Source organism: Amycolatopsis sp. NBC_01480, assembly GCF_036227205.1.
GTDB lineage: Bacteria > Actinomycetota > Actinomycetes > Mycobacteriales > Pseudonocardiaceae > Amycolatopsis.
In genome coordinates, this window is sequence record NZ_CP109442.1 from 5,935,765 (window position 1) to 5,950,516 (window position 14,752).

Consider the following 14,752-nt stretch of genomic DNA (forward strand, 5'->3'; position numbering starts at 1 on the left):
CCGTCCCGGCGGTCAGCTCGGGATCGGCTCGCCCGGCTTGAGGCGGGGCTTCGGCACGCGCAGCTTGCGGATCTGGCTCGCCCGGACGAAGGCGTACCAGCCGAGGCCGCGCACGCCCACCGCCTCCTTCGGGAAGCGCTCGCGCGCCAGCCGGCCGATGCGGCGGCCGTTCACCACGCCTTCGACGGCCATCACCAGCAGCATCGCCATGCAGACCAGGGTGATGTACTGCTGCGCCGCCGGGACCGGGATCAGCAGCGCCACGAAGACCAGGATGGCCAGCGGCATGAACAGGCCCAGGATGTTGCGCCGGGAGTCGACCAGGTCGCGCACGTACGCCTTGACCGGGCCGCGGTCGCGGTTGGGCAGGTACTTCTCGTCACCGGCCATCATCCGGGCGCGGGACTCGCGCGCGGCGCTGCGGCGCTCCTCCTTGAGCTGCGGGTTCGCCTTCCGCAGCTCCTTGTTGCGCTTCATCGCCTCACGCATGCTGGTGGGCGGCGGCGCGACGGGTCCCCGCTTCTTCGCCTCGGCTTCCCGCCGCTTCGGCGTCGCCCGGCCTTTGCCAGGCGTGTACGAGGCCTTGCCGGTGGCGGCATCGACCTCGATGGCGTCGCCTTGGTCTTCGGCGGCGGTGTCTGTGGTGCTTCGGCGCAGGAACCTCACCTCACCAGGGTATTGCAGGCGTCACGGCGTTGTTCACCAGGTGCGTTGGATGTGCGACGATGGCGGGGGAACAGATCGGGCGCGGCTCGCGTTGGAAATTGCGCACGAGTAGTACCCGCACCGAGTTCGACCAAGAGGGAGTGCCATGACGACCGCTGAGCAGACCGGCGCGACGCAGGCCGAGGCCGCCGAGGAAACCCACGGCGTCACGTTGACCGACACCGCGGCAGCCAAGGCGAAGGCCCTGCTCGAGCAGGAGGGCCGCGATGACATGCACCTGCGCATCGCCGTCCAGCCCGGCGGCTGCGCGGGCCTGCGCTACCAGCTGTTCTTCGACGAGCGCACGCTCGACGGCGACCTGTTCCGCGACTTCGGCGGCCTGCAGGTGGCGGTCGACCGGATGAGCGCGCCGTACGTGACGGACGCGGTGATCGACTTCGTCGACACCATCGAGAAGCAGGGCTTCACCATCGACAACCCGAACGCCACCGGGTCCTGCGCCTGCGGCGACAGCTTCCACTGAGCCCCGGCTTCGCAGAACGCGGAACGTGAAGAGGGCCCCGGCCGGTGACGGCGGGGGCCCTCTCTTCGTGTGCTGTGGCCTTCGTGTGCTCTGGCGCGGCCGGTCAGACGTAGGCGTCCAGGTCCGCGACCTGGGCGTGGCAGGCGTCGTCGACGCTCCACGGTGCCGCCGCCTCCCGGGGGCGCGGCAGGCTCTCGGCGCCGGGCTTTTTGACCTGCAGCGCGGACGGGATGTGGGCGCAGTCGGCGATCAGCTCGCCGAGCGTTTCCGGTTCGGTGGTGACGTTCACGTCGCCGACGCTATTGACCCTGATTCGAGGGGGAAAGCGGTACCAGCCGGTAGTGTCGGACGAGGCGCGGGAACTACCCGTACGGGGCATGACCAGCGGGTAACTTCGCGTGAGTTCCAGCACACGAGAGCCATGACAGCCATGACCGAGCTTTGAGGAGAACCGGTGGCAGACAAGGCCAGGATCGCGGTGTCCGGCAGCATCGCAACCGACCACCTGATGCACTTCCCCGGCAGGTTCGCGGAGCAGCTCGTCGCGGAGCAGCTGCACCGGGTGTCCCTGAGCTTCCTGGCCGACGACCTGGTGGTCCGGCGGGGCGGGATCGGCGCGAACATCGCGTTCGGGCTGGGTGTGCTGGGCGTGCGCCCGGTGCTGGTCGGCGCGGTGGGGGCGGACTGGGCCGACTACGCGTCCTGGCTGGAGCGGCACGGGGTCGACACCTCGGGGGTGCTGGTCTCCGAGGTCGCGCACACCGCGCGGTTCGTCTGCACCACCGACACCGACCTGTGCCAGATCGCCACGTTCTACGCGGGCGCGATGTCGGAGTCGCGCAACATCGAGCTCAAGCCCATCGCCGACCGCGCGGGTGCGCTGAGCCTGGTGCTGATCAGCCCGGACGACCCGGACGGCATGGTCCGCCATGCCGAGGAGTGCCGTCAGCGCGGCTACACCTTCGCCGTCGACCCGTCGCAGCAGCTGGCCCGCATGGACGGGGCGCAGGTGCGCGCGTTCATCGAGGGCGCCAAGTACCTGTTCAGCAACGACTACGAGTGGGAGCTGCTGCTGCAGAAGTCGGGCTGGACCGAGGCGGACGTGCTCGAACGCGTCGGCATGCGCGTCACCACGCTCGGCGAGAAGGGCGTGGAGATCGTCGGCAAGGACGGCGTGAACCTGCAGATCGGTGCGGTCCCGGAGCGCGGCAAGGCCGACCCGACGGGCGTCGGCGACGGCTTCCGCGCCGGCTTCCTCGCCGCCCTCGACGGCGGCCTCGGCCTGGAGCGCGCCGCGCAGCTCGGCTCGCTGGTCGCGGTGCTGGTGCTGGAGACCGTCGGCACCCAGGAGTGGGCCTTCGACCGCGCCGACGCGCTGGCCCGGCTCAGCGAGGCCTTCGGCCCGGAGTCCGCGGACGAGATCGCCGCGGTCCTGCCCGGCTGATCCCGGCCCGGGTCTTCGGACTCGTGAGTGTTTGTGACGGTTCTAACCGTCGTAAACACTCACGAGTCCTGACCTGGGACGGAGTTCAGAGCTTGACCGGGTAGACCGGCTCCGGGATCTCCGGCTTGATCCGGTGCTCCACGAAGATCCCGTGCCACAGCATGAACACCAGCAGGGCCCAGATCTGCCGGCTGCGGTCGAGCTGGCCGGCCTTGTGCTCTTCCAGCAGCCGGAGCACGGCGGCCTTGTCGAGCAGCTCGTCGGTCTTCGAGTCGTTGATGATGCCGCGGGCCCAGTCGTACATCTCGTTGCGCAGCCACAGCCGGATCGGCACCGGGAAGCCCAGCTTGCGGCGGTTGAGCACGTGCGGCGGGATGATCTTGGCCAGCGCCTGGCGCAGCGCGTACTTCGTGGTGCCGTGGGCCAGTTTCTGGTCCAGCGGAATCGAAGCGGCGACCTTGAACACCTCGGCGTCGAGGAACGGCACGCGCAGCTCCAGCGAGTTGGCCATGGTGACCTTGTCGGCCTTCACCAGGATGTCGCCGCGCAGCCAGGTGTAGAGGTCCACGTGCTGCATCCGCGCCACCGGGTCCCAGCCGCGCGAGACGTCGTACCAGGGCGCGGTGACGTCCTTGAAGCCCACGCCTTCGGTGTAGGTCCGCAGCACCGCGCGCAGCTGGTCGTCGCGGAAGTTGCGGGCGTTGCCGTAGTAGCGGTCCTCCAGCGGCAGCGCGCCGCGGCGCAGCAGGTCCTTGCCGCGGGTGCCCTCGGGGATCTTGGTGGACACCTTGCCGATGAGCTTGCGCACACTGCCGGGCACCTTTTCGAACGGTGCCAGCGAGATCGGCTCGTTGTAGATCGTGTAACCGCCGAACAGCTCGTCCGCGCCTTCGCCGGACAGCACCGCCTTGACGTGCTTGCGCGCTTCGCGGGCGATGAACCACAGCGGTACCAGCGCCGGATCGGCCACCGGGTCGTCGAGGTACCAGACGATGAGCGGCAGGGCCTCCATCATCTCGTCGGCCGAGACGGTGCGGACCACGTGCTTCACGCCGATCGCGGCGGCCGACTCGGCGGCCACGTCCACCTCGGAGTAGCCCTCGCGCTCGAACCCGGTGGTGAACGCGATCAGGTTCGGGTTGTGCTCCTTGGCCAGCGTCGCGGTGGCGGTGGAGTCGATGCCGCCGGACAGGAACGCGCCGACCGTCACGTCCGGGTCGGAGATCATGTGCTTGCCGACCGAGTCGCGCATCACATCGGCGATGCGCTGGTACAGCTCGTCGGCCTCGTCGGCGCCGTTGACCGGCTTGGTCGCGAACTGCGGGTGGAAGTAGCGGGTGAACTCGACCTGCCCGCCCGGGACCACGCGGAACGAGGTGCCGGACTCGACCCGGCGCACGCCGGTGTGCAGCGATTCGGGCTCCGGCACGTACTGGAGAACGAGGTAGTGCTGCAGCGCCGTGCGGTCCAGCTCCTGCGCCACGCCGAGCGTGTCCGACAGCTCCAGCAGGCTCTTCTTCTCGCTGGAGAACGCCACGCCGTGGGGGCCGGCGCTGTAGAACAGCGGCTTGATGCCGAACGGGTCGCGCGCGCCGAAAACGACCTTCTCCTGGGCGTCCCAGATCATGAAGGCGAACATCCCGCGCAGCTTTTTCACCGCGTCGGCGCCGAGGTAGTGGTACGCCGCGACGACCGCTTCGCCGTCGCCCTCGGTCTCGAACTTCGCGCCGAACTCGGCCGCCAGCTCGTCGCGCAGCTCGCGGTAGTTGTAGACCTCGCCGTTGAAGTTCAGCGTGTACCGGCCGGGCGCCTCCGGCGGGCCCCAGTGCAGCGGCTGGTGGGAGTGCTCGACGTCGATGAAGGCGAGCCGGTTGAAGCCGTAGACGACCTCGGCGTCGGCCCAGGTGTCCTGCTCGTCGGGGCCGCGGTGGCGCTGGCACCGCATTGCGGCGCCGACGGCTTCACGCGCGTTCGCCGCGTCGGTCTCGGTCGCGCAAATCAGTCCAAGCAGGCCGCACACGTGTACTCACACACCTCTGGGTCGGGCCGGTCCGGGGAAGGGCCCAGTATGCCGCGAGCGGGGCCCGCCCGGCCCCGCCGGGTTACCCGCGCGTCTTGGGGTTACCCCTTGGTCAGCGGGAAGCGCCAACTCGGCTAGGCTCCGCCTGTCACGAAGATCGGTCGAGGAGGCTCTGGGTGAAAGGGCGAGGCGCAGTGGGAAAACCAGAGCGCACCCCGGTGGGTAAGCGGGCCGGTCGCGTCGCCGCGCTGGCCGTGCTGGTCGCGCTGACCGCGACGGGCTGCTCCGGGGACGAGATCCTCCGATTCGGCTGGCCGGTCGGGGTCACCCCGCAGGCCAACGAGATGCGGAACCTCTGGACCTGGACGGTCATCGCCGCCCTGGTCGTCGGCGTCATCGTGTGGGCCCTGATCTTCTGGACCGCCACGTTCCACCGCAAGAAGAAGAACGCCGCGGTCGAGGGTCCGGACGACCTCCCGCGGCAGTTCCAGTACAACATCCCGCTGGAGATCTTCACGGTCGTCGTGCCGACGATCATGGTCTGCGTGCTGTTCTTCTTCACCGCCACGGCCGAGAACGACGTGCTGGCGAAGAAGCCGAACCCCGACGTCGTGGTCGACGTGGTGGCGTTCCAGTGGAACTGGGAGTTCCAGTACGACGACGCGAACGCCAAGCTCGCGGACGGCACCAAGGTGAGCACCGTCGGCTCGTCCGGCGAGATCCCGCTGCTGGTGCTGCCGACGAACAAGACGATCGAGTACCGGCTGCGGTCCACCGACGTCATCCACTCGTTCTGGGTCCCGGAGTTCCACTTCAAGCGCGACGTGTTCCCGGACCCGGAGAAGAACAACCAGGACAGCTCGTTCCAGAACTCCATCGACCGCGAGGGCTCCTTCGTCGGCCGGTGCGCGGAGCTGTGCGGCACCTACCACTCGGTGATGAACTTCGAGGTCCGCGCGCTGTCCCCGGACAAGTACGACCAGTACATCAAGCTGCGCACCGAGACGAACCCGAAGACGGGCAAGCCGAACACGGCTTCCGAGGCGCTGACGGCGATGAACTGCGGCGAGCTGTGCACCCCGCACGCGGTGACCACGCAGCCGTTCAACACCGACCGCACCGCGCGCACCGCGTCCAACTGACCGGTTCCGGCGAACCAGAGGAGTAGGGGAGAAAGTCCCATGAAGGTCGAAGCCCGGGTTTTCTACCTGGTGGCGGGGTTCGCGGTCGTCATGGCCGCCATCTACTGGGTGATGACTGCCCTCTACGCCACCGGCCAGAAGGCCGAGCCGGTCGGCATCGTCGCGCTCCTGCTGACCGGCGGCCTCGCGTTCCTCGCGGGCAGCTACCTGCAGTTCGTGTCCCGCCGGATCGAACCGCGCCCGGAGGACCGCGAGGACGCCGAGATCAGCGACGGCGCGGGCGAGCTGGGCTTCTTCAGCCCGGGCAGCTACTGGCCGATCGGCCTGGCCGCCTCGGCCGCCCTGTGCGGCGTGGCGCTCGCGTTCTTCCACATCTGGCTGCTCGTGCTGGCCCTGGTGGCCCTGCTCATCACCGTGGGCGGACTGGTGTTCGAGTACCACACGGGTCCGAACCACGAGTGACGACGGGCGGCTTCCGGGCCGCCCGGCCGCCGCGCTGGGGAGCCAGCGCGGCGGCGAGCACCGCCAGCATCCCCAGGCCCTCGGGCCAGCTCAGTCGGTGGCCGAACACCGCCATGTCGACGATCACGGCGACCACCGGGTACAGGTAGGACAGCAGCGCCACCGTGGTGGTGGGCAGCTTGCCGATGCTCGCGTACATCAGCACGTACATCACCGCCGTGTGCACGGTGCCCAGCAGCACCAGCCAGAGCAGCCCCGAAGTGCTGTGCGGCAGCGGCGTGAAGGCCAGCGCCGGCGCGAGCAGCACGGCGCCCACCGCGCACTGCACCGCCGCCAGCAGGTGCGGCCGGATGTGCTTCAGCTGCTTGGCCACGAACGACGCGCCGGCGTAGAGCACCGCCGCGCCCAGCGCGAGCGCGATCCCGGCCAGCCGCACGGGTTTGCCGTCGTCGCCGTCCGCTGACAGCGAGATCACGATCACCCCGGCGAACGCGATCCCGCCGCGCGCGAGGTGTGACTTCGAGACCTTCTCGCCGAGGAACGCCGCCGCCAGACCGACCAGGATGAGCGGCTGCGTGTGGTAGACGACCGTGCTGACGCCGATCGACGACAGCGCGTATGAGGCGAACAGCAGCACCCAGTTGCCGACCAGCAGCACCCCGCCGAGCGCGGCGAGCAGCAGGTCGCGGCGCGTCGGTCGCCAGGTCTGCAGCCAGCCGCGGGCCAGGCACCAGAGCACGAGCAGGAGCCCGCCGACGACGCAGCGGGCGAAGGCGACCGCGGGGGCGGCGGCGCCGCTCTCCAGGACGACCGCGCCGATCGTGCCGGACAGCGCCATCGCGGCGGACCACTGCAGGAGCGGGCGGGATTCGGGATTCTTCATGCGCCCCAGCGTGTTCTCGCCGGCGGCCGCCGACCAGTGTCAGAGATGACAACGGCCGCAAAACTTGTGACATCCTGGTCGGCATGGACGTGCAGCGGGTCGCGGTGGTGCTGGCCGATCGGGTGTCGCCGTTCGAGCTCGGGGTGGCGTGCGAGGTGTTCGGCACCGACCGCAGCGCCGACGGCATCGAGGGCTGGGAGTTCGGCGTCTGCTCGCCGGACGGCGCGAATGTGCCCAGCTGGTCCGGTTTCGGCCTCGACGGTCTGTCCGGTTTGGACTTCGCCGCGGCCGCGGACCTGCTGATCGTGCCGACCTGCGCGCCGCGGACCGCCCCGCCGCCGGAGCCGGTGCTCGAGGTGCTGCGTGACGCTCGTGCGCGCGGTGCCTGGGTGGCGGGCTTCTGCGCGGGCGTCTTCTCGCTCGGCTACGCGGGCCTGCTCGACGACCGCCGCTGCACCGTGCACTGGGTGTACGAGCCGGAGTTCCGCAGCCGCTTCCCGTCCGCCGTCGTCGATCCGCAGGCCCTCTACGCCGAGGACGACGGGATTTTCACCAGTGCCGGCACGGTGGCCGCGGTGGACCTGTGCCTGCACCTGGTGCGGCGGCTGCGCGGCGTCACGGCGGCCACCACGCTGGCCCGGCGCATGGTCGCGGCGCCGCACCGCGCGGGCGGCCAGGCGCAGTTCGTCCAGGCCCCGGTGCCGGCCACCGCCGCCCCGGACGACGCCGTGGTCGCCGAGGCCCTGGAGTGGGTCGAGCGGCGGCTGGACCGGCCGTTCACCGTCGCCGAGCTGGCCCGGCGCAGTGGCTTGGGGGAGCGCACGTTCCTGCGCCGGTTCTCCGCCGCCACCGGCACGACTCCGCACCGCTGGCTGACCGAACGCCGCCTCGACCGCGCGCAGGCCCTGCTGGAAGAGGGCCGGCTTTCGGTGGAGGACATCGCGAGCGCCTGCGGTTACGCCTCAGCCGCCGCGCTGCGGCACCAGTTCACCCGGCTGCGGGCGACCACGCCGAGCGCTTACCGGGCCGCCTTCCGGCCGTCCTGATGCGCCCCAATGTGGCGTTCGGTGCTCCAGCCCTGCCCCACCGCCACCCTCGACGGAGGCGCTGCGCGCCCAGCCCTGATTCCACGCACCGAACGCCACATTGGGTGCGTTCAACGCAACCAACGCCACATTGGGGCGCTTCGGGCCGGGGATCAGTTCGGGGCCGAGGAGAAGGCGATCCAGCGCTCCAGCAGCTTCGCCGCGGCGCCGGAGTCGATGGCCTGGGCGGCGCGGTCCAGCCCGGCGGCCAGGTCGTCTTCCAGGGAGCCGGAAAAGCCGGTGAACGCGGCCAGCGCGGCGGCGGCGTTCAGCACCACCGCGTCGCGCACCGGGCCCGCCTTGCCGGCGACCAGCTCGCGCACGACCTCGGCGTTCGCGGCCGCGTCCCCACCGCGCAGATCCTCGGCCGTGGCCCGCGGAACGCCGAGCACGGCGGGGTCGAAGCTCTGCTCGGTCACCGTGCCCCCGGAGACCACCCACACCGAAGTGGTCGTGGTGGTGGTGATCTCGTCCAGCCCGTCGTCGCCGCGGACCACCAGCACCGACATCCCGCGCTGAGCGAAGACCTCGGCCAGCACCCGCGTCTTGTCCGCGTACGCGCAGCCGATCAGCGCGCTGCGCGGCTGGGCCGGGTTGGTCAGCGGGCCGAGCAGGTTGAACGTCGTGGGCACGCCCAGCTCGCGCCGCGGCGGGCCGGTGTGCCGGAACGCCGGGTGGAACGCCGGCGCGTAGCAGAACCCGATGCCGATCTCGTCCAGCGAGCGGCGCACCGCCTCGGGCGGCAGGTCGATCTTGACGCCGAGGGCCTCCAGCACGTCCGCGGCACCCGACTTCGACGACGCGCTCCGGTTGCCGTGCTTGGCCACCGGAGCGCCCGCGGCGGCCGTGACGATCGTGGCCATGGTGGAGATGTTGACCGAGTTGGACCGGTCGCCGCCGGTGCCGACGATGTCGACCGACGGAGCGGCCAGCTCGATCCGGCGCGCGTGCGCCAGCATCGCGTCGGCCATGCCGGAGATCTCCTCCGGCGTTTCGCCCTTGGCGCGCAACGCGATCGCGAACCCGCCGATCTGCGCCGGCGTGGCCTCCCCGGACATGATCTGGTCCATCGCCCAGCGGGTGAGGTCGGCCGAGAGGTCCTCGCGCCCGATCAGCCGGGTCAGCAGGGCCGGCCAGGTGCGGGGGTCGGCGCTCATCGCGGGCTCAGCCGTTGACGACGGGCACACGCCCGGCGCGCAGCACACCGGCGACGGTCTCGGCCGCGGTCAGCGGGTCGAGCGGGTGCACCAGCACCGCGTCGGCCTGCGACCAGGTGGCCAGCCAGCGGTCGTCCTGGCGCCGCACGGCGACCACGATCGGCGGGCAGTCGGTGATCTCGTTCTTCAGCTGCCGGGTCAGCCCGATGCCGCCGGTGGGCTGCGCCTCGCCGTCGAGGATCGCGAGGTCGACGGTGCCCGCGTCCATTTCGCTCAGCACGTCGGCGATCCCGGCGGCCTCGACGTACTCCACGCGGCCCAGGTCGGCGGCCGGCCGGCGGCCGACGGCGTTCACGATCGCGTCGCGCACCTCGGCCTTGTGGCTGAACACCAGGATCCGCTTCGCCTGCTCGCCCATCAAGCACGCCTCCGTCTCGTCAGGGGTGGAACTGCCGCGATGGTATCTGCCGAGACGCTCGTCACGCTGGCGCGGTCGGCGACTCACCCGGTTGCCGGGCGTCCCAGCCGAGCGCGTCGCCGCCGAGGCGCTGCGCGAGCCCGGCCATCCGGGACCGCTCCTGCGCGCAGTGCAACGCGTCGAGCACCTGAACTCGCACGGCGTGCACGAGGACGCGTTCGCCGTCCGGCCCCTGTTCCCGCAGCTCCCAGCCGTCCTGCGCGAGGATTCCGGCCGCCTCGGCCACGCGGTCCGGCGGAAGACTCAAGTGGTGCACCAGAACGGCGGGCGCGGCCGTGACCCAGGCGGGTGAACTCGCCAGCACCGCGGAGTCCGCGACGGCCGGGTCGAAGGCCTCCGCGACGATCTCCAAACCGGGCGTGTCGGGCGTCAGACCGGGTGTTTCCCGCTTTCCGGCCAGGTCACGAAGCCGATCCAGTAAACCCATGAGTAGCTCTCACGTCCGCCGGTTGAGGGTGTGACGCGAAGCTCCCACGACCCGCCGTGGACCCGAACGGCGGGGTGCCCGCGCGGGAGGACATAATGCGATCCGTGACAACGGCAGCTCCCACCATCAGTCAGCGGGTCCACTCGCTGAACCGGCCGAACATGGTCAGCGTCGGCACCATCGTGTGGCTGTCCAGCGAACTGATGTTCTTCGCCGGACTCTTCGCCATGTTCTTCACCGTCAAGGCGCAGAACCCGGCCGGCGCGCCGTGGCCGCCGCCGTTGCACGGCGAGGAGTTCCACCTCAACGTCGCGTACGCGATCCCGTTCACCGTGGTACTGGTGCTGTCTTCGCTGACGTGCCAGTTCGGCGTGTTCGCGGCCGAACGCGGCGACGTCTACGGCCTCCGGCGCTGGTACATCATCACGCTGATCATGGGCGCGGTGTTCGTGTTCGGTCAGGCGAACGAGTACCACAACCTGGTCAACGAAGGCCTCACGATCCCGTCCGGCCCGTTCGGCACGGTCTTCTACCTGGCCACCGGATTCCACGGCCTGCACGTGATCGGCGGGCTGATCGCGTTCGTGTACCTGCTGATCCGCACCAAGCTCAGCAAGTTCACGCCCGCGCAGGCCACCTCGGCGATCGTGGTGTCGTACTACTGGCACTTCGTCGACATCGTGTGGGTGGGCCTCTTCGCGGTCATCTACATCCTGCCCTGATCCGCGCCCGCCACCACAGCCCCATCGGCCCGAACTGACAGCAAGGGTTGCCGAAAGATGACCACCAGCAATAAGTCCCCGGAGCGCCGGTTCCGCGCGCGCTCGAAGCTGCGCAGGCGTTTCGCCGGCCTGCTCGCACTCGGTGTCGCGTTGGTGGGAGCCGGCGCGCTGTACGCCGTGTTCGCGCCCGAGCCGCAGACCGCGCAGGCCCAGGGCGACCCGGCGCTGCTGCGCCAGGGGGAGCAGGTTTACAACAACACCTGCATCGAGTGCCACGGCGCGAACCTCGAGGGCGTCAAGGACCGCGGCCCGAGCCTGATCGGCATCGGCGACGCGGCCGTCTACTTCCAGACCTCGTCCGGCCGGATGCCCGCCGCCCGCCAGGAAGCGCAGGCCGAGCGCAAGCCGCCGAAGCTGACCCCGAGCGAGATCGACGCAGTCGGCGCGTACGTGCAGGCGCACGGCGGGGGCGTCCAGCGGCCGGCCGAAACCGGCGCGGCGCTGCGCGGCAGCGACCCGGCTCGCGGCGGCGAGCTGTTCCGGCTCAACTGCGCGTCCTGCCACAACTTCACCGGCCGTGGCGGCGCGCTCTCGGCGGGCAAGTACGCGCCGAACCTGGACCCGGCCACCGAAGAGCAGATCTACGACGCGATGCTCACCGGCCCGCAGAACATGCCCAAATTCTCCGACCGGCAGCTCAACCCGGAGGAGAAGAAGGACATCGTGGCGTACGTGAAGTCGGTGTCCGACGGCAACAACGACCCCGGCGGCAACGGCCTCGGCGGGGTCGGCCCCGCCTCGGAGGGCCTGATCGCTTTCGTAGTCGGAATCGGCGCGCTCATCGGCGTGACACTGTGGATTGGATCGAAGGCATGAGTGCCGAAGGGCCCCAGCCGCCCTCGGAGGCGGAGCTGGCTGAGATGGACCGCGACCAGCTGCTGAAGCTGGGCGGTGAGCTCGACGGCGTCGAGATCGTGGACTACCCGGAACCCTGGCCGGTCAAGAACACCCGCGCCGAGCGGCGCGCGGAGCGGCTGGTCGCGTTCTGGTTCGTGCTCTCGGCGCTCGCCGGACTGGCCTTTGTGGTCGTGCTCGCGTGGCCGAAGTGGTGGGAATACAAGGCGCCGAGCGACCCGACCGGGCACGAGACGTACAGCCTGTACACCCCGGCGCTGGGCGTCACGCTCGGTGTCGCGGTGCTGGCGCTGGGCATCGGCGTGATCCTCTACACGAAGAAGTTCGTGCCGGCCGAGACCTCCGTGCAGCAGCGCGGCGACGGTCCGTCCAAAGAGGTCGACCGCGCGACGATCCTGGCGCAGCTGGCCGACGCCGGGAACCGCAGCACCATCGCGCGCCGGTCGCTGATCAAGCGCACCGCGATCGGCGGGGCCGGCGTGCTCGGCCTCGCGGCCGCGGCCCTGCCGGTGGCGTCCTTCATCAAGGACCCCTGGAAGGACACGAACAACGAGGACTCGCTCTGGCACACCGGCTGGCAGCCGAAGTTCCAGGGCGAGAAGGTCTACCTGCGGCGCAACACCGGCAGCCTGGACGAGGACGTCGAGAAGGGCGTCACCCGGGTGCGGGTCGAGGACCTCGACGCGGGCGCCATGGAGACCGTGTTCCCGTACCGCGACTCGGAAAAGGGCGACCGCGAAGCGCTGGCCGCCGCGCTGACCCGGGTGGACAACCCGGTCATGCTCATCCGCCTGCGCACCACGGACGCCGCGCGCGTGGTGAAGCGCAAGGGCCAAGAGGACTTCAACTTCGGCGACTACTACGCGTACACGAAGATCTGCAGCCACGTCGGCTGCCCGACCTCCCTGTACGAGCAGCGCACGAACCGCATCCTCTGTCCGTGCCACCAGTCGCAGTTCGACGCACTGCACTACGCCAAGCCCATCTTCGGCCCGGCCACCCGGCCGCTGGCCCAGCTGCCGATCACGGTTGACGAAGAGGGATACTTGGTCGCGCGGAGCGACTTCATCGAGGCCATTGGTCCGGCCTTTTGGGAGCGTAAGTCATGAGTTCACTCACCACGCCCACGAAGGGCACGAGCGCGCTCGAGAAGCAGCTGGCCGCGGCTGCCGAGGGTGCGGACCAGCGCTACCACATGGCCAAGGGCCTGCGGCACCAGTTCAACAAGGTCTTCCCGACGCACTGGTCGTTCCTGCTCGGCGAGATCGCGCTCTACAGCTTCATCATCCTGCTGCTCTCGGGTGTGTACCTGACGCTGTTCTTCGACCCCTCCATGGAGGAGGTCGTCTACCACGGCAGCTTCCAGAACATGCAGGGCCTGGAGATGTCCAAGGCGTTCGCGAGCACGCTGGACCTCTCGTTCGACGTGCGCGGCGGCCTGTTCGTGCGCCAGCTGCACCACTGGGCGGCGCTGATCTTCGTCGCCTCGATGATGGTCCACATGCTCCGGATCTTCTTCACCGGCGCGTTCCGGCGCCCGCGTGAGGCGAACTGGGTGATCGGCAGCCTGCTGCTGGTGCTGGGCATGTTCGAGGGCTTCTTCGGCTACTCGCTCCCGGACGACCTGCTGTCGGGTACCGGTATCCGCGCGACCCTGTCGGGCATCGTGCTCTCGGTGCCGGTGATCGGCACTTGGATCCACTGGGCGCTGTTCGGCGGCGAGTTCCCGGGCAAAGAGATCATCCCGCGGCTCTACACGATCCACATCCTGCTGGTGCCGGGCATCATGCTGGCCCTGATCGGCGCGCACCTGGCGCTGGTCTGGTACCAGAAGCACACGCAGTTCCCGGGCGTGCGGCGCAAGGAGACGAACGTCGTCGGCATCCGCATCATGCCGGTGTTCGCGCTCAAGGGCGGGGCCTTCTTCACCCTGGTGATCGGCGTGCTGGCGCTGATGTCGGGCCTGTTCCAGATCAACCCGGTGTGGAACTTCGGCCCGTACAACCCGGCGCAGGTCTCGGCGGGCTCGCAGCCCGACTTCTACATGGCCTGGGCCGACGGCATGCTGCGGATCTGGCCGGCCTGGGAGGTCTACCTCGGGAACTACACGATCCCGGCGGTGTTCTTCCCCGGTGCGGTGGGCATGCCGGTGCTGATCGGGTTGCTGCTGGCGTATCCGTTCCTGGAACGGAAGCTGTCCAAGGACACCGCGCACCACAACCTGCTGCAGCGGCCGCGCGACGCACCGGTCCGCACCGCGCTGGGTGCGATGGCGCTCGGGTTCTTCCTGGTCATCGAGCTGTCGGGCTTCAACGACATCATCGCCGACCAGTTCGACATCTCGCTGAACGCCACCACCTGGGCCGGGCGCATCGGCGTGCTGCTGGTGCCGCCGGTCGCGTACTACCTGACCTACCGGCTCTGCCTCGGCCTGCAGCGGGCCGACCGCGAGGTGCTGGAGCACGGGGTCGAGACCGGCATCATCAAGCGCCTGCCGCACGGTGAGTTCATCGAGATCCACCAGCCGCTGGGCGGGACGGACAGCCACGGCCACGCCATCCCGCTGGAGTACCAGGGCGCGACGGTGCCGAAGAAGATGAACAAGCTCGGCACCGCCGGGCACGCCGTTCCCGGGTCGCTCCTGCGGCCGGACCCGCCGGAGGAGTCGGCCGCGCTGGAGCGCGCCGGGCAGCACGGGCACAACGGCAGCAGCAACGGCAACGGCAGCAGCAACGGGCACGCGGCCGGTTCGGACGACGAGGCAGCGGCGGAGCCGCACCAGATCGGCTCCGGGCACTAGATTCCTTCAGTGACGGCGAAAGCCCCTT

Annotated in this window: 16 protein-coding genes; 9 read left to right on the plus strand and 7 right to left on the minus strand. The window is 70.0% G+C overall.

Going from position 1 to position 14,752, the window contains the following annotated elements:
• Positions 1-12: 12 nt before the first annotated feature.
• Entirely contained in the window at positions 13-666 is a 654-nt protein-coding gene (locus tag OG371_RS28420) for a DUF3043 domain-containing protein (protein WP_329058287.1), read from the minus strand.
• 145 nt (positions 667-811) lie between these two features.
• Here OG371_RS28420 and OG371_RS28425 point away from each other — a divergent pair, with 145 nt between their 5' ends.
• A complete protein-coding gene (locus OG371_RS28425; protein WP_091629386.1) occupies positions 812-1,189 on the plus strand; it encodes a HesB/IscA family protein in 378 nt (125 codons plus the stop codon).
• Positions 1,190-1,292: 103 nt separating this feature from the next.
• Here the strand turns inward: OG371_RS28425 and OG371_RS28430 are convergent, their stop codons facing one another.
• The gene (locus tag OG371_RS28430) at positions 1,293-1,478 is read right to left on the minus strand and encodes a hypothetical protein (RefSeq protein ID WP_329058288.1); all 186 of its coding nucleotides are present in this window, start codon (positions 1,476-1,478) and stop codon (positions 1,293-1,295) included.
• A gap of 165 nt (positions 1,479-1,643) precedes the next feature.
• Here OG371_RS28430 and OG371_RS28435 point away from each other — a divergent pair, with 165 nt between their 5' ends.
• Positions 1,644-2,633 carry a carbohydrate kinase family protein gene (locus OG371_RS28435; protein WP_329058289.1) on the plus strand — a complete coding sequence of 330 codons (990 nt, stop codon included), beginning with the start codon at positions 1,644-1,646 and terminating at the stop codon, positions 2,631-2,633.
• 85 nt (positions 2,634-2,718) lie between these two features.
• Here the strand turns inward: OG371_RS28435 and asnB are convergent, their stop codons facing one another.
• Positions 2,719-4,653: an asparagine synthase (glutamine-hydrolyzing) gene (gene asnB, locus OG371_RS28440; protein ID WP_329058290.1), complete on the minus strand. Its 1,935-nt coding sequence runs from the start codon at positions 4,651-4,653 to the stop codon at positions 2,719-2,721.
• Between the two features lie 194 nt (positions 4,654-4,847).
• Here asnB and ctaC point away from each other — a divergent pair, with 194 nt between their 5' ends.
• Both ctaC and OG371_RS28450 read left to right on the plus strand, forming a co-directional pair.
• On the plus strand, positions 4,848-5,795 hold the full coding sequence (gene ctaC / locus OG371_RS28445; protein ID WP_329058292.1) for an aa3-type cytochrome oxidase subunit II: 948 nt from the start codon (positions 4,848-4,850) through the stop codon (positions 5,793-5,795).
• Between the two features lie 39 nt (positions 5,796-5,834).
• On the plus strand, positions 5,835-6,257 hold the full coding sequence (locus tag OG371_RS28450; RefSeq protein WP_329058293.1) for a cytochrome c oxidase subunit 4: 423 nt from the start codon (positions 5,835-5,837) through the stop codon (positions 6,255-6,257).
• Here OG371_RS28450 and OG371_RS28455 read toward each other — a convergent pair.
• On the minus strand, positions 6,205-7,140 hold the full coding sequence (locus OG371_RS28455) for a DMT family transporter (protein ID WP_329058294.1): 936 nt from the start codon (positions 7,138-7,140) through the stop codon (positions 6,205-6,207). The two genes, OG371_RS28450 and OG371_RS28455, sit on opposite strands and share 53 nt — an antisense overlap.
• Positions 7,141-7,223: 83 nt before the next feature.
• Here OG371_RS28455 and OG371_RS28460 point away from each other — a divergent pair, with 83 nt between their 5' ends.
• Positions 7,224-8,186, plus strand: coding sequence for a GlxA family transcriptional regulator (locus OG371_RS28460; protein WP_329058295.1), 963 nt, complete (start codon positions 7,224-7,226; stop codon positions 8,184-8,186).
• Positions 8,187-8,338: 152 nt separating this feature from the next.
• On the opposite strand, the gene trpD is transcribed toward OG371_RS28460, so the two are convergent.
• The 3 genes from trpD to OG371_RS28475 all read right to left on the minus strand — a co-directional run bounded on the left by trpD (position 8,339) and on the right by OG371_RS28475 (position 10,287).
• Positions 8,339-9,382 carry an anthranilate phosphoribosyltransferase gene (gene trpD / locus OG371_RS28465; protein WP_329058296.1) on the minus strand — a complete coding sequence of 348 codons (1,044 nt, stop codon included), beginning with the start codon at positions 9,380-9,382 and terminating at the stop codon, positions 8,339-8,341.
• A 7-nt stretch (positions 9,383-9,389) separates the two neighbouring features.
• On the minus strand, positions 9,390-9,800 hold the full coding sequence (locus tag OG371_RS28470) for a hypothetical protein (RefSeq protein ID WP_091629400.1): 411 nt from the start codon (positions 9,798-9,800) through the stop codon (positions 9,390-9,392).
• A 61-nt stretch (positions 9,801-9,861) separates the two neighbouring features.
• The gene (locus OG371_RS28475; protein ID WP_329058297.1) at positions 9,862-10,287 is read right to left on the minus strand and encodes a hypothetical protein; all 426 of its coding nucleotides are present in this window, start codon (positions 10,285-10,287) and stop codon (positions 9,862-9,864) included.
• Between the two features lie 95 nt (positions 10,288-10,382).
• Between OG371_RS28475 and ctaE the strand changes: the two genes are divergently transcribed.
• From ctaE to qcrB, 4 genes are read left to right on the plus strand one after another with little or no spacing between them, the layout of a single operon-like run.
• Entirely contained in the window at positions 10,383-11,009 is a 627-nt protein-coding gene (gene ctaE, locus OG371_RS28480; RefSeq protein ID WP_091629404.1) for an aa3-type cytochrome oxidase subunit III, read from the plus strand.
• A gap of 57 nt (positions 11,010-11,066) precedes the next feature.
• Positions 11,067-11,885 (plus strand): cytochrome bc1 complex diheme cytochrome c subunit, encoded by an 819-nt coding sequence (gene qcrC / locus OG371_RS28485; protein WP_329058299.1) that lies wholly within the window; start codon positions 11,067-11,069, stop codon positions 11,883-11,885.
• A complete protein-coding gene (gene qcrA / locus OG371_RS28490) occupies positions 11,882-13,033 on the plus strand; it encodes a cytochrome bc1 complex Rieske iron-sulfur subunit (RefSeq protein ID WP_329058300.1) in 1,152 nt (383 codons plus the stop codon). The genes qcrC and qcrA overlap by 4 nt, the downstream gene beginning before the upstream one ends.
• Positions 13,030-14,724 (plus strand): cytochrome bc1 complex cytochrome b subunit, encoded by a 1,695-nt coding sequence (gene qcrB / locus OG371_RS28495; RefSeq protein ID WP_329058302.1) that lies wholly within the window; start codon positions 13,030-13,032, stop codon positions 14,722-14,724. The genes qcrA and qcrB overlap by 4 nt, the downstream gene beginning before the upstream one ends.
• Positions 14,725-14,752: the final 28 nt, after the last annotated feature.